This window comes from Amycolatopsis orientalis DSM 40040 = KCTC 9412 (assembly GCF_000478275.1).
In the GTDB taxonomy this organism is placed as follows: domain Bacteria; phylum Actinomycetota; class Actinomycetes; order Mycobacteriales; family Pseudonocardiaceae; genus Amycolatopsis; species Amycolatopsis orientalis.
The window spans coordinates 120,937-144,863 of sequence record NZ_ASJB01000045.1; the positions used below are offsets into that span (position 1 = coordinate 120,937).

Genomic DNA, 23,927 nt, shown 5'->3' on the forward strand with positions numbered 1-23,927 from the left:
ACACCGCGTCGATACCCACTACGACCCCGTGATGCTGGCGGACCCCCGACCTGGCAGCATCACGGGGTTTCCATATGTCCGGATCCTTTCCCTGAAATTTCTTGCCGTCGCCGCTTCGCGCGGTAATCTTTGACCTAGTCAACGAATCTGTTGAGGTGGTCAAATGACTGGATCCGCGGACCGGGTGGCGACCGTCCGGGCGTTCAACCGCCTGTACACCGGCGTGATCGGCGTCCTCGACGAAGGACCGGCCGACGCCGAGTACTCCCTGAGCGAGGCTCGGGTCCTCTTCGAACTCGCCCAGCAGGACTCGACCCAGGTCACCGATCTCCGCAAACGTCTCGACCTCGATGCCGGCTACGCGAGCAGACTGCTCGGCAGGCTCGAAGGCCGCGGCCTCCTCGTCCGTGAGCGCAGCGACGAGGACGCGCGCCGTCAGGTCATCCGGCTCACCGAAGAGGGCAAGAAGGCCTTCGCCGTCCTCGACGCGCGTTCGGTGGACCGGATCGACTCGCTGCTCGGCCGGTTCGCCGACGACGAGCAGGAGCGGTTGCTCGGCGCGATGGGCACGATCACGTCGCTGGTCGGCGAACGCGCGGCCGATCCCACCCTGGTCCTCCGGCCGCCCCGGCCCGGCGACTTCGGCTGGGTGGTCCACCGCCACGGCGCCCTCTACTCGCGCGAGTACGGCTGGGACGAACGCTTCGAAGCCCTCGTCGCGCGGGTCGTCGCGGACTACGCCGACCATCGCGGTGATCCCCGCCAGGCCGGGTGGATCGCCGAACTCGACGGAGAGCGGGTCGGCAGCGTCTTCTGCATGCCCGCCGAGGACGGGCGCACCGCGAAGCTGCGGCTGCTGCTCCTCGAACCGGCCGCTCGCGGACGCGGCGTCGGGAAGCGCCTGGTCACCGAATGCGTCGAGTTCGCGAGAGCGTCCGGTTACCCGGCGATCGAACTCTGGACGGTCTCCCTGCTGGACGCGGCGCGGGCGATCTACCAGAAGGCGGGCTTTCAGCTGGTCAGCGAGGAGACGATCCCCGGCTTCGGCTATGAGCTCACCGGGCAGACCTGGCGGCTGGAGCTGTGAGATGACGCGATCGTGTCGATTCGCGGCGTGCTTGCTCGTCTAGGGACCATCGATCCCAGGGAGGAAGCCATGCCCCACTACATCGGATTCATCCGCGCGAGCAAGGACGCGCACGACCGTCTCGGCCCCGACGAGGCACAACGCGTCCTCGAGAACTACCTGGCGTGGGACGACGAGCGGACGAAGGAGGGGCGGTTCGTCGGCGGCTACCAGGTCATCGAAGCCGACGACTTCGATCAGGCGGAGAAGATCTTCGCGACGCACCCGCATCTGGAGTTCGGGCCGATCGAGGTGCGCCAGGTCGGCGAGCGCGGTTGCGAGGACTGACCGATGCCGAAATTCGTCGGGCTGATGACCTTTCCGCGGGATGCCGAGTCCACGGGTGAAGCCACGGAGAGCGGCATAGACCGGTACTTCGCGTGGCAGGAGGAACTGCGGGCGTCCGGCAGGCTGATCGCGGCCGCCGGGCTCGACCCGGAATCGCGGGTGGTGCGCGCCGGCACGATGACCGACGGGCCGTTCACCGAGGCCAGCGAGATCGTCGCCGGGTATCTCGTGGTCGAAGCCGCCGATCTCGACGAAGCGGCGAAGCTGTTCGAGACGCATCCGATCGCGGTGGACGGCGTCGGGATGTTCGTGGTCAGCGAGATCGCGCTGGAGCTCGACACCCCGCGCGAGGAACACCTGAGCCGCTTCGAGCGGTCGTGAACCGCCCGGCCGGCGTGGTCGAGCATCTGTTCCGGCACAGCGCCGGGCGGATCGTCGCCACGCTGGCCAGGGCGCTCGGCCCCGAGCGGCTCGATCTCGCCGAGGAAGCGGTCGCGGACGCGCTGGAGCAGGCGTTGCGCAGCTGGCCGCAGTGCGGGGTGCCGGACAATCCGCAGGGCTGGCTGTTCCGGGCGGCGCGGAACCGGGCGATGGACGTCGTCCGGCGGGAGCGGACGTTGCGGGCACTGCTGCCGCGGCTGGTGGAACTCGACGGCTACGACGTCGACCGGCGTACCGACGACGAACTCGTGTTGATGCTGCTGTGCTGCCATCCCGCGCTGCCGACGGTCTCGCAGGTGGCGCTCACGCTGAAGACCGTCGGCGGGCTCGGTGTGCACGAGATCGCGGCGGCTCTGCTGACGAAACCGGCGACGGTCGCGCAACGGCTGGTGCGGGCGAAGAGGTGGCTGCGGCGCTCCGGGAAGCCGCTCACCCTGCCGGGACCGGACGCCCTGGAGTCCAGAGTGGACAGTGTGCTGGCGGTGCTCTATCTGCTGTTCAACGAGGGCTACGACGCGACGACCGGTGAGGTCGCGGTGCGCGGGGAGCTGTGCGGCGAGGCGATCCGGCTGGGGCGGCTGCTGCTGGCCGAGCCGAAGACGGATCTGCCCCGGGTGCGGGCGCTGGTCTCGCTGATGTTGCTGCAGGCGAGCAGGCTGCCCGCGCGGGTCGACCTCGCCGGCGATCTGCTGCTGCTCGACGAGCAGGACCGCGACCGCTGGGACCATCCGATGATCGCCGAGGGGACGCGGCTGTTCGGGCTGGCGTGCACCGGTCCGGAAATGTCGGCTTACCACGTGGAGGCGGCCATCGCGCTGTGCCACAGCACCGCTTCACCGCCCGACTGGCGCCGGATCGTCGGGCTGTACGACGACCTGCTGGCGCTGCGCCCGTCACCGGTGGCGCGGCTGAACCGGGCGATCGCCCTGTCCATGGTGGACGGGGCCTTCGCCGGGATCGCCGAACTCGAGGCCATCGAGGCCGACCTGCCGGATTACCCCCTGCTACCGGCCGTCCTCGGCGCGCTGTGGCTGCGCGCCGGCGACCCGGCGCGCGCCGCCGTCCACTACCGGCGGGCGCTGGCGCTGCCGTGCTCGGAGCCGCGCCGCCGTTTCCTCACCCGGCGCCTGGCGGCCTGCACCCCCTGACCCACTTTTCGGCCTCCGCGCGCGAACCCCACCCCCCACCCGTCCCAGGGGGGCGCGCCCCGCTCCAGCGTATCGGGAGGGGGTGTCGGGGAGCGGGGTCGTGGGGGATCGGGGGCCGAGTTGTCCACAACGGTGGTGGGGTGTGGACAACTGAGGGGAGAGGGAGGCTGGGGGCCGGCCCACCGTCCCTGGTTATCTGGACACGTGAACTGGACCGCGTACATCGACGGCTATTGCGAACGGGTCGCGCCGGGTCTCTGGGGTGAGCCGCTCAACAGCCTCAGCAACCTCGCGTTCCTGATCGCCGCGATCGCCGTCTGGCGGCAGACGAAGGAAACCCATGGCCGCGTCTTCGCGCTTCTCATCGGCTTGGTGTTCCTCGGCAGCACGGCCTTCCACCTGTTCGCGACGCGTTGGGCCGCGGCCGCCGATTCCGGCTTCATCCTGGTGTTCGTCCTGTACTGCGCGGCGGTGTTCCCGCATGTGTTCTTCGGGGTCCGGCGCGGGCTGTCCTGGCTCGGCATCCTCGTGTTCCTGGCGTTCACCGCCGTCGTCGCGTCGCTGGGCGGCGGCCTGTACCTGTCCGCGCTGATCGGTCTCGTGGTCTTCGCGGTCGTCCTCAAGGGCGAGGATCGCCGCGGGTTCGCGCTCGCCGCGGGGGTCTTCGGGGTGTCCCTCGCGTTCCGGACGGCCGACCACACCGTCTGCGGGCACTTCTCCGCCGGGACGCATTTCCTCTGGCACCTGCTGAACGGGTTCGTCCTCTACCTCGCGGCGTCCACGGCCACGAAAAAAGCCGCGTCCCGGCGGGACGCGGCTTCTTCGGTCAGCGATTAGTGGACGCCGATCTCGCGGAGATCCTTGTCGTGCTCGTCGGCGTGGTAGTCCTCGGGCTCGGTGTCGTCCGTGCCGTTGAAGACCTTCATCTGCCGCGCGATCACCGTGAAGATCACCGCGATCAGCAGGTTCGCCAGCAGCGCCACGAAACCGACGTAGATCTGCAGCTGTGAGCCGCTGAACGGGTGCCAGCCGAAGATCGACAGCTTGTCCAGCGCCAGCGCCGAGCCGCCGAAGTGCGCCTTGCCGGTCGCCGCGTTCGGAATGCCGTACAGCAGGATCAGGCCCCAGCCGATGCCGACGACCCAGCCCGCGATCAGGCCCCAGCGGTGGAACCACCGTGTGTAGAGCGAGATCGCCACCGCGGGCAGCGTCTGCAGGATCAGCACCCCGCCGATGAGCTGCAGGTCGATCGAGAACTGCGGGTCGATGAACAGGATGAACGCGACCGCGCCGAACTTCACGATCAGCGAAGCGAGCTTGGCCTGCTTCGCCTCCTGGCCCGGCGTCGCGTTCTTCTTGATGTACTCCTTGTAGATGTTGCGGGTCCACAGGTTGGCCGCCGCGATCGACATGATCGCCGCGGGCACCAGCGCGCCGATGCCGATCGCGGCGAACGCGATCCCGGCGAACCACGACGAGAACTGCGAGTCGAACAGCACCGGGACGACGGTGTTCGTGTCGGGTTTGCCGGTGGCGTTGTTGGTGATCGGCTTGACCGAGGCGCTGATCGCCACGTATCCGAGCAGCGCCAGCAGACCCAGGACCAGCGAATACGCCGGGAGCGCGACCATGTTCCGCTTGATCACGCTGCGGCCGCGCGAAGCGAGCACGCTGGTGAGCGAGTGCGGGTAAAGGAACAGCGCGAGCGCCGAACCGAGGGCCAGCGTGGCGTACTGCAGCTGGTTGTTGGCGTTGAGCAGGATGCCGTCGGCCGGGGACTGCGACTTGTCGAACTTCGCGTCGGCCGCGTCGAAGATCGCCGACCAGCCGCCGAGCTTCGAGGGCAGGTAGATGATCGCCACGATGATCACGAGGTAGATCAGGATGTCCTTGACGAACGCGATCAACGCGGGCGCGCGCAGGCCGGACTGGTAGGTGTAGACCGCCAGGATGATGAAGGCGACCAGCAGCGGCAGGTGCCCGACGATGCCGGAGCCGTTGATGCCCATCGTCCGCAGCACCGCTTCGAGGCCGACGAGCTGCAGCGCGATGTAGGGCATCGTCGCGATGATGCCGGTGATCGCGATCAGCAGCGCCAGCGTCGGCGAACCGAACCGGCCGCGGACGAAGTCGGCGGGCGTGACGTAGCCGCGGACACGGGAGACCGACCACATGCGCAGCGCCGGCATCAACACGATCGGGTAGACGATGATCGTGTAAGGCAGCGCGAACATGCCCATAGCGCCGGCGCTGAACATCAGCGCGGGCACGGCGACGAAGGTGTACGCCGTGTAGAGGTCACCGCCGAGCAGGAACCAGGTGATCCACGAGCCGAACTTGCGGCCGCCGAGGCCCCATTCGTCCAGGTGGTCGAGGGTGTTGCCGGCCTTCCAACGCGAAGCGACGAAGCCGAGGACGGTGACGACCGCGAAGAGGATCGTGAAGATGATCAGCTCGGGCCACTGGATGCCGTTCACTTGAGGTCCCCCTCGTCGAGCTTGTCCACCGACAGCCGGTCGGGACGCTCACTGGTCGGCTTGTCCTTGGTCATCACGAAGACGATCCACGTGCACAGGACACCGACGGCCACGAACACGAATTGGAACCAGTAGAAGAACGGCATCCCGAACAGCCGAGGGCCGTCCGTGTTGAACAACGACGTGATCAGCACCAGCAACGGGATGATCAGCAGGAGGTTCCAAGGGCTGAACTGAAAGCCCTTCACCTTCCCGTCTGCCTTACCTGACGCCATCGGACCTCACCTAACATTCCCGTAACCCCGGATGGTCCCGATGACCCTAGAACCTCTCCCCCACCTGGGTCACGCGTGCCCGATATCGATTTGATCAGCACCGTCGATCCGACGAAGGGCGGTTGCCGCCCGCATCCGGAGCGGATATCAATAGCCCGCAGTGGCGAACAGGAACTTCGCACGCAAGACCAAAGGGGCATCGGATGAAGAAACTCCGCTATGCGGTGGTGATCCCGGCTGTCGCCGGCACCATGCTGGCCGGGTTCACTCCTGCGTTCGCAGGACCGGAGGCGGCCACGCAGCAGCCTCTGAACTCCACCAACATTCCGGCGAAGTACGCGGGCCAGAAGCTGGACTGGCACAAGTGCACGGCCAGTGAGCTGCCGTCCGCGCCGCCTCCGGGGGCCGAGAACATCGAGTGCGCGACCTACCGCTCGCCGCGCAACTGGTACAACCCGGGCGAGAACATCGACCTGACGATCGCCGTCAGCAGGCTGGCCGCGACCAGCGGCACCGCCACCGCCAGCGTCATCACGAACCCCGGTGGCCCCGGTGCTCCTGGCCGGAACTTCCCGGCGCGTCTGCGTAACCAGACGAAGCTGCGCGCGAACCAGGAGATCATCGGTCTCGACCCGCGCGGAACCGGCAAGAGCACCAACATCACCTGCGGCAACGCGATCGGCACCGGCTCCGACCTCGACCCGCGCGACCGCAGCCGGGCGAACCTCAACCTGATCCTGGACGCCACCAAGTACGCGGCGGACTCGTGCCAGGTGAAGTCCGGCGAGCTGGGCCCGCTCATCAACACCGCCCAGACCATCCGCGACATCGACCTGCTGCGTGTCCTGCTGGGCCGCGACAAGATCAACTGGGTCGGCTACTCGGCGGGTACCTGGATGGGCGCGCACTACGCGCAGCAGTTCCCCACCCGGACCGGCAGGTTCCTGCTCGACTCGTCGACCGAGTTCACCACCACCTGGCAGAACTCCTTCGACGGGCAGCCGCTCGGCTTCGAGCGCCGCTGGCGTCAGGACTTCCTGCCGTGGATGGGCAAGTACGACAAGGTCTACGGCTTCGGCAAGACCGGTGAAGCCGCGCGCCAGAGCTACGAGAAGGTCCGTTTCGCGCTGACGCAGAAGCCTGTCGAGGTGGACGGCGTCCCGGTTTCGGCCAACGCGCTCGACTCCACCATCGCGGGATACCTCTACTCGAAGCGCAACTTCCCGGCGCTGGCCGAGTACCTGGTCAACCTGAAGACGCTGACCGAGGGCACCTCGACCCAGCAGCAGAAGAGCACGGCCGCGCAGAAGGTCAAGGCGGAGACGGTGGACGGTGACGGCGTCATCGGCCCGCAGCCGCTGTTCGTCCCGAGCGACGGCGACTCCTACAACGCCAGCTTCTGGTCCATCCCCTGCAACGAGGGACCCTGGTACGGCAACCGGAACAGCGTCATCCGGCAGTCGCAGAAGCTGATCGACAAGGACCTGCCGCTGCTGGGCGCGGGCTGGCTGATCCAGCCGTGCATCTTCTGGAAGAACAAGCCGGTCGACCTGCCGAGGCTCGACGGCGTCGGCGTCCCGCCGGTGCTGATCGTCCAGTCGGTGCACGACCCGGCGACCCCGATCGAGGGCGCGACCCGTGCGCATCGCGCGTTCGCCAACTCGCGGATGATCACCGTGACCGGCGAGGGCGACCACGGGATCTACGCCGGCGGCAACGTGGGTGTGGACAAGGTCGTGGAGGACTTCCTCGTCGACGGCAAGGTGCCGAACGACCAGAGCCTCCCCGGACTCCCACTTCCGGTGCCCGCGGGCGGCTGATGCCCCCAGGGATTGTGGCCCCGTCGAGCTTCGGCTCGGCGGGGCCCTTTTCTTTCGCCCGTCCCCAGCCTGTGCACAGAGTTGTCCACAGGCTGGGGGTAACTCCGGTCTCGTGAGTGGTAATGACGGTTAGAACCGTCATTACCACTCACGAGACGGGCCGGTATTACTATTGGGTCCATGGTGCGAGTGCCGTTGACGGACGAGGAACGCGAACGCGGCGAGCGGCTGGGGTTGGTGCTCCGGGACGCGCGCGCGTCGGCGTCGCGGAGCATGGTCGAGGTCGCCGCGGAGGCCGGGATCTCGGTGGAGACGCTCCGCAAGATCGAGACCGGCCGGATCCCGACGCCGGCCTTCTTCACCGTGGCGGCGATCGCGGACGCCGTCGGGCTGCCGCTGGACGCGCTGCGGACGGCCGCGGAAGGCAACGACGGCGAAGTCGCCGAAGCGAGTTAAGGGCGCAGGGTCGCCAGGGCGTGGGCCCGGTCGTTCAGGTAGAGGAACCCGTCGATCGGCAGGTCGAAGCTGTTCAACAGGCTTTCCAGGGTGGCGAACTCGTCCACCCCGAGCCGCAGATCCTCGTTCACCGCGTGCGCGATGAGGACGTCGGCCAGCTCCTCCCACTCACCCGACCAGTGCAGGGTCCGGTAGAAGGCCAGGACGTCCGGCGCGACGCGGTCCGCGATCTGGTCGAGCAGGCTTTCGCCGAAGAAGCTGATGCGGCCGGCGGCCAGGTCGGCGACGGTCGGGTTCGCCGGGTCGGCCGCGGTGTCGGGATTGCGGACCACGCCGGGACCCGCGACCGGATATCCGGTCTTGACGTGCCCGTTGTCCTCGACGAGCACGATCAGATGCACGCCGTACCGTTCGCCCGCGCAGCGCCAACGACCGTTGTGCTGTCTGCGACGGGGCTCGCTCGGATCGTTCGCGACGTCCTTGATCACCGCGATGATCTGCTCGTCGGTCCAGCCCGCGGGGAACTCGCTGGTCGCCCGCCGTCCCTTTCCCGGTGCGTGCCCGCCGCCCACTCGTGCTCCCTTCGTCGCACCGAGGGTAACTCGCATTCGGAGTATTCGAATGATCCGAACGCGGGAACGGGTGAGGTCAGGTGCTCACGGAGAGCACTATCGAGCCGACGATCAGCAGGTCGACGCCTCGCAGTGCCTGGAATCCCGCGGCGCCGCCGCTGACGTCGTAGTTCATCGGCGGCCGGGTCGCCGTCCGCAGCGCGGCGACGACGGCGAGCGGGATCGCGAGCCACACCGGCCAGGCCGGGGTCACGCCGAGCGTCAGCGTCACCAGGGTGAGCAAGCCGCCCCATACGAGGCCGAGCGCGGCGATCACCAGGCCGTTGACCAGCCTTAACTCCCAGTCCGACGCGCCGAGCCAGCGTTTGCGGCCGGGGTTGCGCCACAGTTCGCCGAGCCCGCCGACGAACGGCACGAGCGCCGCGTACGCGCCGAGCGCGAACATCGCCCCCACCGGGACGGCCGGGAAAGCCAGGTGACCGATGCCCACCAGGCAGGCGATCACCACACCGGCCGCCGCGTAGCGCAGACGGCCGAGCACCCCGGCCCACGCGAGCCGCAGTGTCGTCGGGCGCCGCAGCGACAGCCACGGCACCGGCCTCGACTCCGGGATCAGCAGCATGGGGTCCATGAAGACGGCGGCCATCGCCCGCAGCAGGCGCGCGTTCCAGCCGTCGACGAGTTCCGCGCGCCCGGCCGCGGACGTCGGCCGGCCACCGAAGGCCACCGCGATCGCGACCACGAACAGCGCACCGGCCAGCGTTTCGACCGCGATCGGGCCCAGTCCGGCGGCGGCCACCGCCAGCCCGGCCAGCGCGAGCACGACCGGACCCGCCGTTTCCCCGCGGATCGCCGTCCGCCGCGCGGTGACGGCGGCCAGGATCGCCCCGGAGGCGGTCAACGCCGCCATCGCGATCCAGACGCCCTTCGAGCCGTCACCGATCGCGGTGACCAGCGCCCCGGTGTAGCCGACCACGACGACCAGGCCGCACCACAGGGTCCACATCCGCTTCACCACGACGCGGCGCCTGTCGACGCTCGCGAAGTCCATCCACGTCAGCGCCGCCGGTTCGGCCCAGACGAAGCCACGCCGCAGCAGGCTGCGCCAGAAGATCGCGCACAGCACGATCAGCAGACCGAACACCGCGGCGAAGTCCACAAGAGACTGTCCAAAAAGGAAAGCGCGGAGTTTCGGCAGGTTCTCGAACGCGGTGAACAACGCGCCGCCCCCGAACAGCGCCAGGAAGGTCTGGTAATCCCCGTTGAACACCCCGCCGAAGCGCTGTCGTCCCGGGACACGCGTGGGGGCTTTCGTGGTCACCACAACTCGAGGGTGGAATCGGCCGCTTCGAGCAGCGGAGGATGGTGCGTGGCCACGACGACGGCCGCCCCGGCGTCGGTCGAACGCTTGATCAACGACGTCAGCCATTCCTTCCCGGCGGCGTCGAGCGCCCGCTCGGGCTCGTCGAGCAGCAGCACGTCGTGTGGCCGCGCCGTCGCGCCCAGGAGCAGCAGGCGGCGGCGTTGCCCGGCGGAGAACTTGCCCGCGGTGACCTTCGCGCGTTCGGAAAGGCCCGCGTCCGCGAGAAGTGCGTCGAAGTCGCCGAGATCGGCACCGAACGAGCCCTCCAGCAGTTCGAGATGCTGGATCGGGGTCAGTTCCGCGAAGAAATCGGAATCGTCGAACAATACGGAAACCTTGCGGCGGAAGGACAAATCGCGTTCATCGGGTTTCCCGCCCGCGACGACGACCCGGCCCCGCTGCGGGGTCTGCGTTCCGTACAGGCACCGCAGCAGGGTCGATTTCCCGACTCCGTTCGGGCCGACGATGACCGCGCATTCACCGGCCTCGACCTCGAAGTCGAGGGCTTCGAACAACCAGTGCTCCCCGGCTTGGACGCCGAGACCGCGTACGTCGATCATGGGGCGCGCAAGAGTTCGATCACCGGGGCGAGTGCCTCCATATTGTGTTCCAGCACGGTGAAATAGCTGAACCCGTACCGCTCGCGATGCGCCAGGAACTGTTCGGCGATCTGCTCGTGCGTGCCGACGAGCGCCGTCGGCAGAACGGCGAGCTGGTCGACGCTCAATTGCCCCTTGACGAGTTCGCGCAGATTCTCCAGCCCCTTCTGCCGGTCCTCGACCACCGCGACGAAATGCGGGAGGAGGTTCAATTCCACGTCGCGGCCGTTCAGTTTCCCGCGGACGAAGTCCACCCGTTCCGCGATTCCGTCCGCGTCGTCGGGTGCCAGCGCGCCGCCGTCGGGAACGGCCTTCGTGCCGGTGAATCCGATGATGTCGGCGTGCTCAGCGGCGAGGCCCAGCAGCCTGTCACCGCGACCGGCGATCATCAGCGGCGGCCCCGGTTTCTGCACGGTCTCCGGTTTGTGGGCTTCGTCCGCATAGAGCCGTTTGAGTTCTTTGATGGTGTGTTCGAGATGGTCGACGCGCCGGCCGGCGCGCGGGAATTCCAGCCCCGCCGCTTCGAATTCGGACTTCACGTATCCGGCACCGAGGCCGAGTTCCAGCCTGCCTTCGGTGAACTGGTCCGTGCCGGTGACGTCACGGGCGAGCAGCACGGGATTGTAGAAGGCGGTGTTGATGACGAAGGTGTTGAGCCGCACCCGCTCGGTCACCTCGGCGGCGAGTACGAGCGCGGGAAAGGGCGGCGCCATCCCGAGATGGTCCGCGGCGCCGACGACGTCGAAGCCGAGATCCTCGGCCTTGCGGCATTTCCCGACCCACGCCGCGCGACTCTCGGGGACGATCATGTTGACCCCGAACTTGAACGGCTTGGGCTTCCCTCCAGTGGTCATGAGATCACGTTACCCAGCGCGAAAGAAGAAGGCCTCATCCTCTGGCATGACCATGAGGATGAGGCCTTCTCCGGTGTTCTCGATCAGCCGAGACGCTGCTTCAGCGCGTCCAGCTCGTCACGCAGCGAAGCCGGGACCTTGTCGCCGATCTTCTCGAACCACTCCTCGATCAGCGGCAGTTCCTGGCGCCACTCGTCGGCGGAGACGTCCAGCGCGGCCTGGATGTCGGCCAGCGGCTCCTTGAGGCCCTCGGTGTCGAGGTCCTCGGCGTTCGGCACGAAACCGACCGGGGTCTCCTTCGCGTTGCCCTTGCCCTCGACGCGGTCGATGACCCACTTCAGGATCCGCGAGTTCTCGCCGAATCCCGGCCACAGGAAGCGACCGTCGTCGCCGCGGCGGAACCAGTTGACGTAGAAGATCTTCGGCAGCTTGTTCGCGTCGGCGTTCTTGCCGAGGTCCAGCCAGTGCTTGAAGTAGTCACCGGCGTGGTAGCCGAGGAACGGCAGCATGGCCATCGGGTCGCGGCGCACGTTGCCGACCGCGCCGGCGGCGGCCGCGGTGGTCTCCGACGACATGGTGGCGCCCATGAACACGCCGTGCTGCCAGTCACGGGCCTCGTTCACCAGCGGGACCGTGGTCTTGCGGCGGCCGCCGAACAGGATCGCCGAGATCGGCACGCCCTGCGGGTCGTCCCACTCCGGCGCGAGGATCGGGCACTGCGACATCGGCGTGCAGTACCGCGAGTTCGGGTGCGCGGCCTTCTCGTCCGACTCCGGCGTCCAGTCCTGCTTCTTCCAGGAGGTGGCGTGCGCGGGCTTCTCGCCCATGCCCTCCCACCAGACGTCACCGTCGTCGGTGAGCGCGACGTTCGTGTAGACCGTGTTGCCCTTTTCGATGGTGCGCATCGCGTTGGGGTTGGTGTGCCAGTCGGTGCCCGGTGCGACGCCGAAGAACCCGAACTCGGGGTTCACCGCGTAGAGACGGCCGTCCTCGCCGAACCGCATCCACGCGATGTCGTCACCGAGGGTTTCGGCGCGCCAGCCGGGGATGGTCGGCTGCAGCATGGCGAGGTTGGTCTTGCCGCAGGCGCTCGGGAACGCCGCCGCGACGTAGTGGACCTTGTCCTCCGGCGAGATCAGCTTGAGGATCAGCATGTGCTCGGCCAGCCAGCCCTCGTCACGGGCGATGACCGAACCGATGCGCAGCGAGTAGCACTTCTTGCCGAGCAGCGAGTTGCCGCCGTAGCCGGAGCCGTAGCTCCAGATCTCCCGGCTCTCGGGGAAGTGCGAGATGTACTTGGTGGTGTTGCACGGCCAGGAGACGTCCTTCTGGCCGGGCTCCAGCGGGGCGCCGACGGAGTGCAGCGCCGGGACGAACTCGCGCTCGGTGCCGTCCTCGGTGACGAACTTGTCCAGCGCGGCCTTGCCGGCGCGGGTCATCACGCGCATGGAGGCGACGACGTAGGCGAAGTCGGTGATCTCGATGCCGAGCTTGGGGTCTTCGGCGCCGAGGGGGCCCATGCAGAAGGGGATCACGTACATCGTGCGACCGCGCATGCACCCGCGGTACAGCTCGGTCATCGTGGCCTTCATCTCGGCCGGGTCCATCCAGTTGTTGGTGGGACCGGCGTCTTCCTCGTTCTCCGAACAGATGAAGGTGCGCTCTTCGACACGGGCGACGTCATTCGGATCGGAGGCGGCCCAGTACGAGTTCGGCTTGGCGTCGAGCTGCACGAACGTGCCGGCGGCGACCAGTTCGGCGTTGATACGCGCGGCCTCTTCGTCGGACCCGTCGACCCACACCACACGGTCCGGAGTGGTCAGTTCGGCGACCTCCCGGACCCAGGACAGCACGCCGCTGTGCGTCGTCGGCGCTTTTTCCAGTCCGGGGATGGCGACTGCGGTCATCTCTACTCCTGACTTCCGACGGCAGAAGCCCACATCGGGAACGACGCTGTTCCGATGCGGGCTTCGATGCCGGCGACCGAATGGCTTCGCACACCGGCGGGAAGACCGGCGTGCAGGTTTTGGGATTCCCCGAGAGTAGCCGGATGACCGGCAGGTAACCGAGAGCTGACCTGTCGGTTCTCTCACAAGAACGATAAGGGAATCGATTCAGTATCACCGGAATGGGCCATACGCAAAAATTCTTCCGGTGATCGATGGCACAACGCCCGCCCGAATCGGACACGAGAAAACCCGGCACGGGGTCTCGTACCGGGCTGTTCTGTGACCAGAATTACATCAGCGAGTGGCCGAAGGGGACTTTCCCCTCATCTCACGCGGTGAAGGGCGCTTTCCTCGCATGCGATGCGGGGAAAGCGCCCTTCACCCCGGAGCGCTAATGGATATCCGTATTGGTTTAGTCCATTTCAGGATTCAGTTGGGGCTGATCCACTGGCCGGTGGCGGAATCGATCTTCGCCACTCCTTCGAGTGTTTCGGTGCCCGCGCCACCCCACGCCGCGTCGCCTGCCGGGTCACCCACGGCGGCCGGGGTGTTCGCGAAGGCGGAGCCGATGTCCTCATTGACCACACCGCTGTTGGTCTCGGTCCACTGTCCCGGGCCGGTGTGCTCGTAGGTCTTGGAGTTGCCCGAAGCGTCCGTCTCGACCGCGATGTCGGCATTGCCGTCACCGTCCTTGTCGGTGAACGCGATCGTGCGGCCGTCCTCGGTCTGGATGACGGCGGTGTCGGGGTTCCCGTCACCGTCGGTGTCGATCGTCGGCGCGCCGACCTCGACGTCACCGCTCGGCATGTCGGCGTGCATGGTGCCGCTGGTGCCCGCGTCGGAGCCGTCGGAACCGCTGCCGCCACCGGCTTCGACCCAGGCGCCGGCGGCCTCGTCGTAGACGGCTTCCTGGACGACCTTGCCGTTCTCGTCGAGCACCGCGTACTGGTCGGCGTCGCCGTCGCCGTCGGTGTCGACGAACGCCTGGCCGGTGCCGTCGTCGTGCTGGATGACGGCGGCGTCGTTCACGCCGTCCTTGTCGAGGTCGTAGTTGAGCTCGGCCTGGTACTCCTCGCCGTCAACGTGGACCGTGACCGCCTCCGTGGAGCCCGCCTCGGTGTCCGTGCCGCCGCTCTCGTCGACCCACATGGGATAACCCCCTCGTTGACCTGACTGGTGTGTCGAAGCTTATGACTCACCGTAGGCCCGTTCGGTTCCGGTCCACAACAGGGCCGCCCTGGTCAGGCGTCCCGCAGCGACCGGATACGGCCGAGCAGCGCCTCGGCGCGGTCGCGGCCGTCGGAGACGTCCTTCAGGCGTTTCGCGACGGCCGAGATCTTCTTCGCCCGTTCCTGCGCGCCCATCTTGATCGTCTTGTCGACTTCCTTCAGCTCCGCCTCGATCGCGTCGATACGGCGGCCGAGGGCTTCGTCGAGCGCCATCGACAGCTGCTGTTCGGCCTCGATCAGCTGTTCGGCGACGAGCTGGTCCAGTGTGGACCGCGCGTCGGCGATCGCCTCGACCAGCCACTGCTTCATATGCTGCTTGTCGGAGGCGTGCTTGCGGGTCCGCGCCATCCACCAGCCGGCGCCGAGACCGATGATGATCGTGGCAGGCAGGATCACCGGGTTCAGGATCGCGACGCCCGCCAAGGGCAGCGCGGCGACCTTCCCGGCGCCGAGACCGCCGGAAACACCCATGAAGATGAGCAGTTTGTCTTCGGCCGTCGGCGGCTTCTTGTCCGGCGGCCGCAGCACCACCGGCGGACCGCCCGCCCTGGCGAACTGACCGCGGATGATGTCGAGCTCCTCGGCCGAGAACAGCTCAGAGAGCGCGACGTTGGTGACCTGGTTGAGCCGCTGGGAGAGCAGCATGGAGATCCGCTGCGACGTCGTCTGCAGCGCGATGTCCACCTGCTGCGGCAGCGCGGCGAGATCATCCCGCTTCGCGCCGTCGATGCGCTGGCGGAAGTGCGTCGACGCGTCGCGCATCTGCCTGCTGGTCTCGTGCCCGACCTCGACGCGGGTCCGCTGGATCTCCGCGCGCAGTTTCAGCTGCCAGCCCCGCGTCGAAGACCGGCGTTCGGTGGTGAGGTCGTCGCGGCGCTGGCGCAGCTGTTCCGCCTCGGCCTCACCGGCCGACAGCGCACGGCTTTCCGCCTGCAGCTTCGCCTTGAGTTCGGCGAGCGCGCTCGACAGCGCGCGCAGGGTGTTGGCCTCGCCCAGCATCGCCGAGCGGCCGACCAGCATTTCCTGCAACGCGCCCTGGAGCGCGGCGATACCGGCCTTCTCCCGCAGCATCATGGCCATCTGCTCGTTCGGCGCCTTGGCCGCCGTCTCGAACATGCGCGCGGACACCGGGTGAAAGACCGCGTCGGCGAACCGGGGAGCGTGCTCGGCGAGCAGCCGCCGGTCGGCTTCGAGGACCTCGCGCCAGCCGCGGAACTGGTCGGTCTTGGTCAGCGCGAACAGCACGGTCTCGACACGCTCGCCCATGTCGTGCAGGAACTGCAGTTCCTGTGCCGTGAACGGGGAGGAGGCATCGACGACGAACAGCAGCGCGGTGGCCCCGGCGGCCGCCTCCTTCGCCAGCTCGCCGTGCATCGAGTCGAGCCCGCCGACACCGGGGGTGTCCACAATGGACACGCGTTCGAGCAGCGGGACCGGGCCGGAGACCTCGACGTAGCGCGGCGGGATCTGCCCCTCGGGCAGTTCGTGCGCGGCCGAGACCCACCGGATCAGGTCGTTCAGATTGATCGGCACCGGAGCCAGCTGCCCCGGATAGCAGGCCTGCGCGGACCACTGCTCGGCGTGCTCGAAGACGAGGTACGTCGCCGTGGCGACGTCGGCGTCCACAGGGGACAGTCCCGGCATGGAGAGGAGCGCGTTCACGAGCGAGCTCTTGCCGCGGTTGGTCTCGCCGACCACCACGACCGACGGCTTCTTCGGCCGGGCCTTCCGGATGTCCTCGACCCACTTCGCGGCCTGCGGATCGGCTTCGCGGACGACCGTGAGGAGCTGTTCTCGCGTGCTCTTCACGACCGCGGGCAGGCCTGCCGCCGCGCTCGGAGCGGTCACTGGGCCTTCTTCGCGTAGACGATGACGATCGGCGCGCGCAGGACCCGGTCGTGATCGGCGAAGCCGACGACCTCGGTCTCCGCGACGAGCCCTTCGAGTGCCGGATCCTCGGTCGCGACCGCGCCGCCCGCCTCGTGCACGGCGGGGTCGAACCGCTCGCCGTCCGGGCGCAGGGCACGGACACCGATACCGGCGAGACCGTGTTCGAGCCGCTCGACGACGCCACCGCTGCGGGCGCGATCGAGGGCGTACAGGCAGAGCTGGATCAGCGCCTGCCGGTCGGCGAGAGCCTGTTCGAGGTCGGCCGGACCCGTGGTCGTGGACTCCACATCGGTCTTCGACGCGACCACGACGGTCTCGGTTCCCTCGGCGGGCAAAGTCTCTCCGGCGGCTTCGGCGATGATCGCCGCCGCGATCTGGCCGGTCGGCACGTCGTCCGGATTCACCTCTTCGATGTCCACAGTCTCGACGGCCTTCTTACGCAGCCACGCTCCCACCCGCACCGACCCCCGTCACTGATGTCCCGGGCTTCCCGATCGGCCCGGAGAGATTTCACCAGTGTCGGATACTTCTCCGTCGTCCGGGGGCTGAATCGGCAGAACGGGGCGGAGGAATCTGGTGATCAGCTCCTTCATCACCGCGAGTTCCGCCGTCGGATCAAGGTCCGGTTCCAGAATCACGCGTGAGAGCGGTGCGTCGACCAACGCGACCAGCCAGCTGGCCGCCACCTTCGGTTCGAGGCCGGGGTCGATCCGGCCCGCTTCCACCGCCCGCTTCACGATGCCGACGAGACCGTCGCGCAGGCCGCGGTCGTTGCCCTGGACGAGTTCGGCCAGTTCGGCGTCGCGGGAGCACTGCGCTGCGACCTCGAGGACGAGCTTGGCCGCCACCGGATGCAGAAGCTGTTCGGACACGTGGGCGATGACGTGGAGGATGGCCTCCCACGGGTCTTCGATCCCCCTGGCGGCAGCGAGCAGGGCCGCGGTCTCGTCGGCGTCCTGTTCGAAGATGCCGACGAACACCGCGCGCTTGTTCGGAAAGTAGTGGAACAGGCTGCCGGTGCTGATCCCGGCCGCGCGGCAGATCTCCGCCGTCGTCGTCTTCTCGAAGCCCTTCATCGCGAAGCAGCCCGCGGCGGCGTCGAGGATCGCGCGGCGCTTCGCCTCGTGTTTGGCCGGGTCGACCGTCCTCATTTCACCGCCGGCGGCTCGTCGCGCCAGGGATGGCCGTGGTCGAGAAGGGCCTTGGCGACGGCTTGGCGATCGACGTCGGCCTTCTCCCGCACCAGTTCCCGGCCGTCGGCGGCGAGCAGGACGAGTTCCTTGCCGTCGAAGAAGACAGCCTCGAGTTCGGCCTCGAAGGCGCGGGTGCGGCCCTCCTTGAGCAGGGTGATGCGGGACGGCGTCACCTTGACGATGAGCCGCTCGTGCGCCCAGACGCCCGCGAACAGCAGGCCGAGCACCAGGCCGGCGCCGATCCCGGCGATCGCACCCCAGGGCCGGGGGATGTCCGAGACGAGCTGGAACGGGCCCTTGAACGGGACCCAGCTCAGGGAGACCACCCAGCCCGAGATCGACTGGAGGAACCACCCGAGCGCGGCGCCGGCCACGGGGCAACCGAGCCAGGAGGCCGTACGCAGCCACTGGGGCTCGTCGACGATCGTTTCCATGCGCCCATTATTAGACCGAGCGCTCGGTTTATCAATCGCGGGTCGCCTTTAGCCCGCTAAACGCGACGCGTTTCGCATGAGTCTGGACGCCGGAGGGGCTGGGCGCGGGGGGTCAGTCGCGGATTTGCTGCCAGATGAGGAAGTACGCGCGGTGCACGACGTGCGCGACGCGGCTCTGGGCGGGCGTCGCGCCGAAGGACGCGAAGGAGCGCCACCAGCCTGCGCGCTCCAGCGCGTGCGCCGCGAGATCGGCCCGGGAGGCACCGGGCTTGCCGAGCTGGGCGCCGATGTCCGCGTTGCTCCCGACCCGCAGGACCTCCTCCGCCAGGTCCTCGGGCATGTCAACCGCGCCGGAAGCGACCAGCGTGAGCGCTTCGAGCAGCCGGAGCTGGTGCGCCTCGGGCTTGGCGAGCAGGACCTCGATCGCGTCGTGGACGCGTTGCCGTTCGGCCGGGTCGCCCGACGCGTGGGCCAGCGCGGTGACCGACGCCAGTGCGGCGGCCGCCTTGATGCCGTCGGCGCGGGCGGCGAAGACGATGCTCAGCCGCTGCCGAACGGCTTCGAGGCCGGAGGCGTCGAGAAGCTTCCGACGCAGGGAACCCGCGGTGATTTCCGGTTCCTTGCGGATCGCCTCGACGGCGTACCGGACGCCGAACAGGTCCAGTTTCTCCAGCAGCCGCAGCCGGGTGCCCGCCGCGACGTCGCAGTCCCAGCTGGTGAAGATGTCCGCCGAGATCAGCATGGTCTCGAGGATGTCGTCGTCCATCTCGGCCAGCTGGCGCAGCGCCTCGGCGTCGCCTGAGGTGAACCCGCCGGACTCCGCCGATTCCGCGATCAGCCCGATCACCGGCAGCACGTCCGCGACGCGGGGCTTCAGCGTCGCGGCCTGCTTCTCCGACAGCAGCGTCGCGGCCTTCCACACGTCGCCGCCCGAGCCTTCGACCGACTCGGGCGCGATGGTGTCCGCCTTGTTGAGCACCGCGATCGCGTTGACCGGGCCCGCCTCGCGGCTCGCGGTCGCGGCGGTGAACGCGGCCAGCGCCTGCTGGTCGTCGGCGCGCACGCCCTGTGTGACGACGTAGAGAACAGCCTCGGCACCCGCGACAGCGTTGCGAGAAGTGTCGTCCAGCTCGTCGGAGCCCTCTTCGTCTTCTTCGCCGTCGTCGGGCTTGCGGTGCTTCGCCGCGCCCAGCAGCTGCTCGGTCCGCGACACCGACGCGGCGTCGAGCGAGCCGAGGCCGGGGGTGTCGATGACGGTCATCCCCTGCAGGACCGCGTTGGTGAGGTATGCCTCGATATGCGAGACCTTGTCGATCTCGATGCCCAGCTCGGCCGGGATCATCCCGTCGGCGGCGAAGGGCAGTACCTGCTTGCGGCCGTCGTTGAAGACGATCTCGACGCGGTCGACGGTGCCGTACTGGAACCGGGTCACCAGCCGGGTGCACTCGCCGACGTCCGTCGGCGCGACCCGGCGCCCGATCAGGGCGTTGACCAGCGTGGACTTCCCGGACTTGATCCGGCCCGCGACGGCGACCTGCAGCGGACCGCCCAGCCTGCGCAGCACTTCGGCGAAGCCGGCCGCGGTCCGCGCGGACACCTGGGGCTGCAGGCGATGGCAGAGGTTGGCCACCGACATCGACAACGGGCCGGCGAGCCGCCCCTGCTCCGTCGCTGACGTCACGACGCCTGCCCCCTCCCAGTCGCCAAGCTTGCCGAGTCGAATCGTGCCATGCCGCTCATCCTCGGGTCGCACCGAAGGTGGTACCGGCGACCGACGCGCGAGCGGCCCGGGCCGACATAGTGTTATCAGGTGCGACGGTTGAGCCTCTGGATGCGTGCCCACCCCATGGCGGGGGACAGTTTCATCGCCGTCGTCCTGCTGCTCACGGACCTGCTGATCTACGTGGCCGCGACCGAGACGCCGGAAGTCCCGATGCCGCCCTGGTACGTGGCGGTGCCACTGGACATCGTGATGGTCGCCCCGCTGGTCTTCCGGCGGAAGGCGACGCTGTGGTCGGCGTACCTGGTGCTGGTGATCGGCATCCCGCACAGCGCGCTGGAGCTGGGCGCCGCCAGCGCGTTCGCCCTGATGATCAGCATCTACTCGGTGCTGGTCTACGTCGGGCGCAAACAAGGACTGTTGTATCTGGTGGCCACCCTGGCCATCTCGGGGCTCCAGCTGTGGGCCGACCCGCCGGAGGACGTGTGGGTGCTGGCGATCATCGGCGTCTTCTCCAGCGCACTGTGCTGGACGCTCGGCGAGTTCGCCGGCGCGAGGCGCGCCTATCACGAGGAGGTGGAAGCCAGGTTGCATCTACTTGAGACGGAACGGGACCAGGCGACCAGGATCGCCGTCGGTCAGGAACGCGGACGGATCGCCCGTGAGCTCCACGATGTCGTCGCGCACGCGGTGAGCGTGATGGTCGTGCAGGCCGACGGCGCGTCCTACGCGGTCGACGGGAATCCCGAAATGGCGAAACGGGCCTTGCAGACGATTTCGGAGACCGGCCGCGGCGCGCTCGCCGAGCTGCGGCGGCTGCTGGACGTGCTCCGCAGCGACGGTGACGACGAGCCACGCGTGCCGCAGCCGGACGCCAGCGCGCTGACCGACCTGGCGGACCGCATCCGCCAGGCGGGGGTGCCGGTGACCTTGGCGATCGACACGGAAGCGCTGGCCGGGCTGCCCGCCGGTGTCTCGCTGGGCGTGTACCGGATCGTCCAGGAGTCGCTGACGAACACCCTCAAGCACGCCGGACAGGGCGCGCAGGCGGAGGTGCTGGTGCGCCGGGAGGCGGACGTGATCGACGTCCGGGTCACCGACGACGGCGCCGGTGGCGCGAAGCAACTCGTGCCCGCCGCCACGAAAGCGGCTCCCCATGGAGCCCCCGCCGGGCCGCGGCGACTCACGGTCCCCGGCGGGAACGGTTTGATCGGAATGAAGGAACGGGCGAACGTCTTCGGCGGCACGCTGGAGGTCGGACCCGTTCCGGGCGGAGGATGGCAAGTGCACGCGAGGCTCCCGGTTAGGTTGGCGACGTGATCCGAGTGGTGGTCGTCGACGACCAGGAATTGATGCGCGTCGGGTTCCGGATGGTCCTGGGCGCGCAGGCCGACATCGATGTCGTCGGCGAGGCCGGTGACGGGGCCCAGGCCATCCGCCTCGCGGAGGAACTGCGGCCGGACGTCGTGTTGATGGACGTCCGGATGCCGGTACTGGACGGGGTCGAGGCGACGAAGCGGATCGTCGAGGCGGGGACCGCGCGGGTGCTCGTCATGACGACGTTCGACCTGGACGAGTACGTCTATTCGGCGTTGCAGGGCGGGGCGAGCGGGTTCCTGCTGAAGGACACGCAGCCGGATCACCTGGTGTCGGCGCTGCGGGCGGTGGCTTCGGGTGACGCGGTGGTCTCGCCTTCGGTGACCAGGCGGCTGCTCGACCGGTTCGTCGGCGGGGGCGGGAAGCCGATGCGGGACGCGGCCGAACTCGACGTCCTCACCGAGCGGGAGCGGGAGGTGCTCGTGCTGATCGCGAAGGGCCTTTCGAACCTGGAGATCGCCGAGACGCTGTTCCTGTCCGAAGCGACGGTGAAAACGCACGTCGGGCGGATCCTGTCCAAACTGGATCTCCGGGACCGGGTGCAGGCCGTGGTGCTCGCGTACGAGACCGGTCTGGCCCGCCCCGGGGTCAGCTGAACTTCTCCGGAAAAGTGGTCATTCGGTGAGCACTTTGCGGTGGATCCTTGTCTCCAGAGCCACTACTGGAGGAGAAGGAAATGCTGCGAGGACTCACCACCACCACGTTCTACGCCGACGACATGCCCGCCGCGATCGAGTGGTACTCCGACCTCTTCGGGATCGAGCCGTACTTCGTCCGCAACGGCCCTGACGAGAAGCCGGCGTACGCCGAGTTCCGGATCGGCGACTACCAGCACGAGTTCGGCATCGTCCGCGGTGACTACCGGCCCGCGATGGCCCAGCCCGGCCCTGGCGGGGCCATCGCGAACTGGGCGGTCGACAACGTCGAGGACTCCTTCGCGCAACTGCTCGCTAAGGGCGCGAAGGAGTACGAGCCGATCATCGAGCGCGGGCCGGGCTTCGTGACCGCGGCCGTCGTCGACCCGTTCGGCAACGTCCTCGGCGTGATGGTCAACCAGCACTACCTGGACGTGCTGGCCGGGATGAAGGGCTGAAGGACGCTTTCGTCGCATCTCACGCGGCGAAGGGCGCTTTCCCCGCGTCGCATGCGGTGAAGGACGCTTTCAGCCCGGCCACCCCGGCCGGCACGGTGACTCAGCGGTACAGGGCGTGGTCCGCCGTCTCCGGATCCTTGCCCGCGTCCCTGACTTCGGCCATCCACTTGCCGAAGTCGGGGCGTGAGCCGTCGACGTCGGTCAGGCCGTACTCGTTCATCAGGGTCCACGACGCCAGCGTTTTGCCCGCGAACCGCGAGACCTCGGGGTCGGTCGCCAGTTTCGCGACGCCGCGCCCGAGCAGCGTCGGGGTCTCCGAAATGGCGAAGTCGACCGGCGCGGCCTTGCCGACCGCGTCCCGCCACGTCTCTTCGGTGACCTTGAAGTAGTCGAGCATCGCCTCCGAACGCAGGAAGCCCGGCGTCACGGTCATGCCGACGCAGCCGTACTTCTTCAGTTCGGCACCCAGCGCCCTGCCGATCGCGCGGACACCGGACTTCGCGAGGAAGTACGGGATCCCCGCGCCGACGTACTCGTCGTGATCGCCGTCGGTGACCTCGAGGACGAGACCTCCCTCCCGCTTCACGACGAGCGGGAGGAGCCGGTGCAGCGCGATCAGATGGGTGTCGAGCGCGTTGTGCACCAGGGTGAGCGCGTCGTCGAGACTGGAATCCCAGTACGCCCCCTCGAAGTCCGCGAGCGGGTCGCCACCCCAGACGTCGTCGACCAGGACGTCGATCCGGCCGTCCACTTCGGACTCGATCCGCGCCTTCAGCGCGTCCACATCGGACACCACGGTGAAGTCGGTGCGGACGGCGATCCCCCGGCCGCCCGCGGCGTCGACGAGTTCCGCGGTGTCTTCGATCGTCTCCGGCCGCTTCATCGGCGACCCGTGTTCCCGCGTCGTGCGGCCGGTGACGAACACCGTCCAGCCGAGCCTGCCCAGTTCCACCGCGATCGCCCGGCCACAGCCACGCGTCGCCCCCGTGACCACCGCTACTTTATGATCCACTTCGGACACTTCCCTTCCACGCGGTCAGCACCGCGTCCACGTCTTGCCCCACGCGGTCGACATACCGGCCCTTAGGCCGGATCGACCAGTCCAGCGCGGCCCCGTTGGCCACCCCCAGCAGCACTCGTGCCGCGCGGACGACACCCGGCGCCCCCGGCAGGTCGCGTACCGCCACCCGCGTCAATCGCCGCAATTCCGCTTCCACGGCCGTGAAATGCTCACCGAGCAGGGCACGAAGCTCCGGATCCCCGATGTCCACCCCCAGCTGCCCGAGATGGTTGGCCGCCGTGTCCGCGTCGCCCAGCCCTTCGTAGATCACGATGACCGCCGCCCGCAGTCCTTCCACGGGATCGGCCACTTCGCCGCGTTCCCGCATCCGCTCGACGACGGATCGCGTGTTCAACCGGCTCAACGCCTGCAACAGGCCGTTTTTCGAGCCGAACCGCTGAGCGACCGTGCCGACCGCGACCCCGGCCTCCGCCGCCACGTGGGCCAGCGTGAAACCCGGGCCGACCCTGCCGATCACGGTCTCCGCCGCGTTCAGGAGTCGTTCGTCGGTGATGGTGCGGGGCCTCGCCATGCTGTTATTGAACCATGGTTCATTAACCCTC

The 23,927-nt window shown here is 68.4% G+C and carries 25 protein-coding genes; 10 read left to right on the top strand and 15 right to left on the bottom strand.

Annotated elements, in window-relative coordinates:
- Positions 1-163: 163 nt before the first annotated feature.
- From L324_RS14590 to L324_RS14610, 5 genes are all read left to right on the top strand, one after another.
- Positions 164-1,087: a bifunctional helix-turn-helix transcriptional regulator/GNAT family N-acetyltransferase gene (locus L324_RS14590; protein ID WP_037307376.1), complete on the top strand. Its 924-nt coding sequence runs from the start codon at positions 164-166 to the stop codon at positions 1,085-1,087.
- 69 nt (positions 1,088-1,156) lie between these two features.
- Positions 1,157-1,414, top strand: a complete 258-nt coding sequence (locus L324_RS14595) for a YciI family protein (RefSeq protein WP_037307379.1) — start codon at positions 1,157-1,159, stop codon at positions 1,412-1,414.
- A 3-nt stretch (positions 1,415-1,417) separates the two neighbouring features.
- Positions 1,418-1,795: a YciI family protein gene (locus L324_RS14600; RefSeq protein WP_051173903.1), complete on the top strand. Its 378-nt coding sequence runs from the start codon at positions 1,418-1,420 to the stop codon at positions 1,793-1,795.
- Positions 1,792-3,003, top strand: a complete 1,212-nt coding sequence (locus L324_RS14605; protein WP_037307381.1) for an RNA polymerase sigma factor — start codon at positions 1,792-1,794, stop codon at positions 3,001-3,003. Before L324_RS14600 ends, L324_RS14605 begins: the two co-directional genes overlap by 4 nt.
- Positions 3,004-3,207: 204 nt before the next feature.
- Positions 3,208-3,840 carry a membrane protein gene (locus tag L324_RS14610; protein WP_037307598.1) on the top strand — a complete coding sequence of 211 codons (633 nt, stop codon included), beginning with the start codon at positions 3,208-3,210 and terminating at the stop codon, positions 3,838-3,840.
- Here the strand turns inward: L324_RS14610 and mctP are convergent.
- Positions 3,837-5,480: a monocarboxylate uptake permease MctP gene (mctP, locus tag L324_RS14615; protein ID WP_037307384.1), complete on the bottom strand. Its 1,644-nt coding sequence runs from the start codon at positions 5,478-5,480 to the stop codon at positions 3,837-3,839. The two genes, L324_RS14610 and mctP, sit on opposite strands and share 4 nt — an antisense overlap.
- The gene (locus L324_RS14620) at positions 5,477-5,755 is read right to left on the bottom strand and encodes a DUF3311 domain-containing protein (RefSeq protein WP_037307387.1); all 279 of its coding nucleotides are present in this window, start codon (positions 5,753-5,755) and stop codon (positions 5,477-5,479) included. The genes mctP and L324_RS14620 overlap by 4 nt, the downstream gene beginning before the upstream one ends.
- 203 nt (positions 5,756-5,958) lie before the next feature.
- On the opposite strand from L324_RS14620, the gene L324_RS14625 reads away from it, so the two are divergent.
- Positions 5,959-7,575, top strand: coding sequence for an alpha/beta hydrolase (locus L324_RS14625; protein ID WP_037307390.1), 1,617 nt, complete (start codon positions 5,959-5,961; stop codon positions 7,573-7,575).
- A gap of 180 nt (positions 7,576-7,755) precedes the next feature.
- Positions 7,756-8,031: a helix-turn-helix domain-containing protein gene (locus tag L324_RS14630; RefSeq protein ID WP_037307392.1), complete on the top strand. Its 276-nt coding sequence runs from the start codon at positions 7,756-7,758 to the stop codon at positions 8,029-8,031.
- Here L324_RS14630 and L324_RS14635 read toward each other — a convergent pair.
- From L324_RS14635 to L324_RS14685, 11 genes are all read right to left on the bottom strand, one after another.
- A complete protein-coding gene (locus tag L324_RS14635) occupies positions 8,028-8,603 on the bottom strand; it encodes an EndoU domain-containing protein (protein WP_037307397.1) in 576 nt (191 codons plus the stop codon). The two genes, L324_RS14630 and L324_RS14635, sit on opposite strands and share 4 nt — an antisense overlap.
- A gap of 76 nt (positions 8,604-8,679) precedes the next feature.
- On the bottom strand, positions 8,680-9,927 hold the full coding sequence (locus L324_RS14640; protein ID WP_051173904.1) for a DUF6297 family protein: 1,248 nt from the start codon (positions 9,925-9,927) through the stop codon (positions 8,680-8,682).
- On the bottom strand, positions 9,921-10,526 hold the full coding sequence (locus L324_RS14645) for an ABC transporter ATP-binding protein (RefSeq protein WP_037307399.1): 606 nt from the start codon (positions 10,524-10,526) through the stop codon (positions 9,921-9,923). The genes L324_RS14640 and L324_RS14645 overlap by 7 nt, the downstream gene beginning before the upstream one ends.
- Positions 10,523-11,419: an LLM class F420-dependent oxidoreductase gene (locus tag L324_RS14650; protein WP_051173905.1), complete on the bottom strand. Its 897-nt coding sequence runs from the start codon at positions 11,417-11,419 to the stop codon at positions 10,523-10,525. The genes L324_RS14645 and L324_RS14650 overlap by 4 nt, the downstream gene beginning before the upstream one ends.
- An 83-nt stretch (positions 11,420-11,502) precedes the next feature.
- A complete protein-coding gene (locus tag L324_RS14655; protein WP_037307401.1) occupies positions 11,503-13,326 on the bottom strand; it encodes a phosphoenolpyruvate carboxykinase (GTP) in 1,824 nt (607 codons plus the stop codon).
- A gap of 471 nt (positions 13,327-13,797) precedes the next feature.
- On the bottom strand, positions 13,798-14,517 hold the full coding sequence (locus L324_RS14660; protein WP_037307403.1) for a DUF6802 family protein: 720 nt from the start codon (positions 14,515-14,517) through the stop codon (positions 13,798-13,800).
- 92 nt (positions 14,518-14,609) lie between these two features.
- Positions 14,610-16,445 (bottom strand): dynamin family protein, encoded by a 1,836-nt coding sequence (locus L324_RS14665; RefSeq protein WP_037307405.1) that lies wholly within the window; start codon positions 16,443-16,445, stop codon positions 14,610-14,612.
- Positions 16,442-16,942 carry a nucleotide exchange factor GrpE gene (grpE, locus tag L324_RS14670; RefSeq protein ID WP_081736343.1) on the bottom strand — a complete coding sequence of 167 codons (501 nt, stop codon included), beginning with the start codon at positions 16,940-16,942 and terminating at the stop codon, positions 16,442-16,444. Before grpE ends, L324_RS14665 begins: the two co-directional genes overlap by 4 nt.
- Positions 16,943-16,957: 15 nt before the next feature.
- Positions 16,958-17,638, bottom strand: a complete 681-nt coding sequence (locus L324_RS14675) for a TetR/AcrR family transcriptional regulator (protein WP_037307407.1) — start codon at positions 17,636-17,638, stop codon at positions 16,958-16,960.
- Positions 17,635-18,114 carry a YqeB family protein gene (locus L324_RS14680; protein WP_037307409.1) on the bottom strand — a complete coding sequence of 160 codons (480 nt, stop codon included), beginning with the start codon at positions 18,112-18,114 and terminating at the stop codon, positions 17,635-17,637. Before L324_RS14680 ends, L324_RS14675 begins: the two co-directional genes overlap by 4 nt.
- 112 nt (positions 18,115-18,226) lie before the next feature.
- Positions 18,227-19,750 carry a dynamin family protein gene (locus L324_RS14685; RefSeq protein ID WP_051173906.1) on the bottom strand — a complete coding sequence of 508 codons (1,524 nt, stop codon included), beginning with the start codon at positions 19,748-19,750 and terminating at the stop codon, positions 18,227-18,229.
- Positions 19,751-19,945: 195 nt separating this feature from the next.
- On the opposite strand from L324_RS14685, the gene L324_RS14690 reads away from it, so the two are divergent.
- The 3 genes from L324_RS14690 (at position 19,946) to L324_RS14700 (ending at position 22,304) form a co-directional block, all read left to right on the top strand.
- On the top strand, positions 19,946-21,154 hold the full coding sequence (locus L324_RS14690; RefSeq protein ID WP_438938455.1) for a sensor histidine kinase: 1,209 nt from the start codon (positions 19,946-19,948) through the stop codon (positions 21,152-21,154).
- Complete coding sequence (locus L324_RS14695) at positions 21,151-21,807, top strand: response regulator (protein WP_037307422.1); 657 nt, start codon at positions 21,151-21,153, stop codon at positions 21,805-21,807. The genes L324_RS14690 and L324_RS14695 overlap by 4 nt, the downstream gene beginning before the upstream one ends.
- 80 nt (positions 21,808-21,887) lie before the next feature.
- Positions 21,888-22,304 (top strand): VOC family protein, encoded by a 417-nt coding sequence (locus tag L324_RS14700; protein ID WP_037307423.1) that lies wholly within the window; start codon positions 21,888-21,890, stop codon positions 22,302-22,304.
- Between the two features lie 100 nt (positions 22,305-22,404).
- Here the strand turns inward: L324_RS14700 and L324_RS14705 are convergent, their stop codons facing one another.
- Together L324_RS14705 and L324_RS14710 are read right to left on the bottom strand one after the other, a co-directional pair.
- Positions 22,405-23,316, bottom strand: coding sequence for an SDR family NAD(P)-dependent oxidoreductase (locus tag L324_RS14705; RefSeq protein WP_037307424.1), 912 nt, complete (start codon positions 23,314-23,316; stop codon positions 22,405-22,407).
- On the bottom strand, positions 23,306-23,896 hold the full coding sequence (locus L324_RS14710) for a TetR/AcrR family transcriptional regulator (RefSeq protein ID WP_037307431.1): 591 nt from the start codon (positions 23,894-23,896) through the stop codon (positions 23,306-23,308). The genes L324_RS14705 and L324_RS14710 overlap by 11 nt, the downstream gene beginning before the upstream one ends.
- Between the last annotated feature and the right edge of the window lie 31 nt (positions 23,897-23,927).

What these genes read in the sequence shown, in the direction of transcription:
- L324_RS14690 (WP_438938455.1), top strand. Translation starts at nt 19,946, where the DNA reads ATGCGTGCCCACCCCATGGCGGGGGACAGTTTCATCGCCGTCGTCCTG.
- L324_RS14650 (WP_051173905.1), bottom strand. Translation starts at nt 11,419, where the DNA reads ATGACCACTGGAGGGAAGCCCAAGCCGTTCAAGTTCGGGGTCAACATG.
- L324_RS14595 (WP_037307379.1), top strand. Translation starts at nt 1,157, where the DNA reads ATGCCCCACTACATCGGATTCATCCGCGCGAGCAAGGACGCGCACGAC.
- L324_RS14680 (WP_037307409.1), bottom strand. Translation starts at nt 18,114, where the DNA reads ATGGAAACGATCGTCGACGAGCCCCAGTGGCTGCGTACGGCCTCCTGG.
- L324_RS14660 (WP_037307403.1), bottom strand. Translation starts at nt 14,517, where the DNA reads ATGTGGGTCGACGAGAGCGGCGGCACGGACACCGAGGCGGGCTCCACG.
- L324_RS14625 (WP_037307390.1), top strand. Translation starts at nt 5,959, where the DNA reads ATGAAGAAACTCCGCTATGCGGTGGTGATCCCGGCTGTCGCCGGCACC.
- L324_RS14685 (WP_051173906.1), bottom strand. Translation starts at nt 19,750, where the DNA reads ATGTCGGTGGCCAACCTCTGCCATCGCCTGCAGCCCCAGGTGTCCGCG.
- L324_RS14655 (WP_037307401.1), bottom strand. Translation starts at nt 13,326, where the DNA reads ATGACCGCAGTCGCCATCCCCGGACTGGAAAAAGCGCCGACGACGCAC.
- L324_RS14710 (WP_037307431.1), bottom strand. Translation starts at nt 23,896, where the DNA reads ATGGCGAGGCCCCGCACCATCACCGACGAACGACTCCTGAACGCGGCG.
- L324_RS14620 (WP_037307387.1), bottom strand. Translation starts at nt 5,755, where the DNA reads ATGGCGTCAGGTAAGGCAGACGGGAAGGTGAAGGGCTTTCAGTTCAGC.
- L324_RS14630 (WP_037307392.1), top strand. Translation starts at nt 7,756, where the DNA reads ATGGTGCGAGTGCCGTTGACGGACGAGGAACGCGAACGCGGCGAGCGG.
- L324_RS14645 (WP_037307399.1), bottom strand. Translation starts at nt 10,526, where the DNA reads ATGATCGACGTACGCGGTCTCGGCGTCCAAGCCGGGGAGCACTGGTTG.
- L324_RS14700 (WP_037307423.1), top strand. Translation starts at nt 21,888, where the DNA reads ATGCTGCGAGGACTCACCACCACCACGTTCTACGCCGACGACATGCCC.
- L324_RS14590 (WP_037307376.1), top strand. Translation starts at nt 164, where the DNA reads ATGACTGGATCCGCGGACCGGGTGGCGACCGTCCGGGCGTTCAACCGC.
- L324_RS14675 (WP_037307407.1), bottom strand. Translation starts at nt 17,638, where the DNA reads ATGAGGACGGTCGACCCGGCCAAACACGAGGCGAAGCGCCGCGCGATC.
- L324_RS14600 (WP_051173903.1), top strand. Translation starts at nt 1,418, where the DNA reads ATGCCGAAATTCGTCGGGCTGATGACCTTTCCGCGGGATGCCGAGTCC.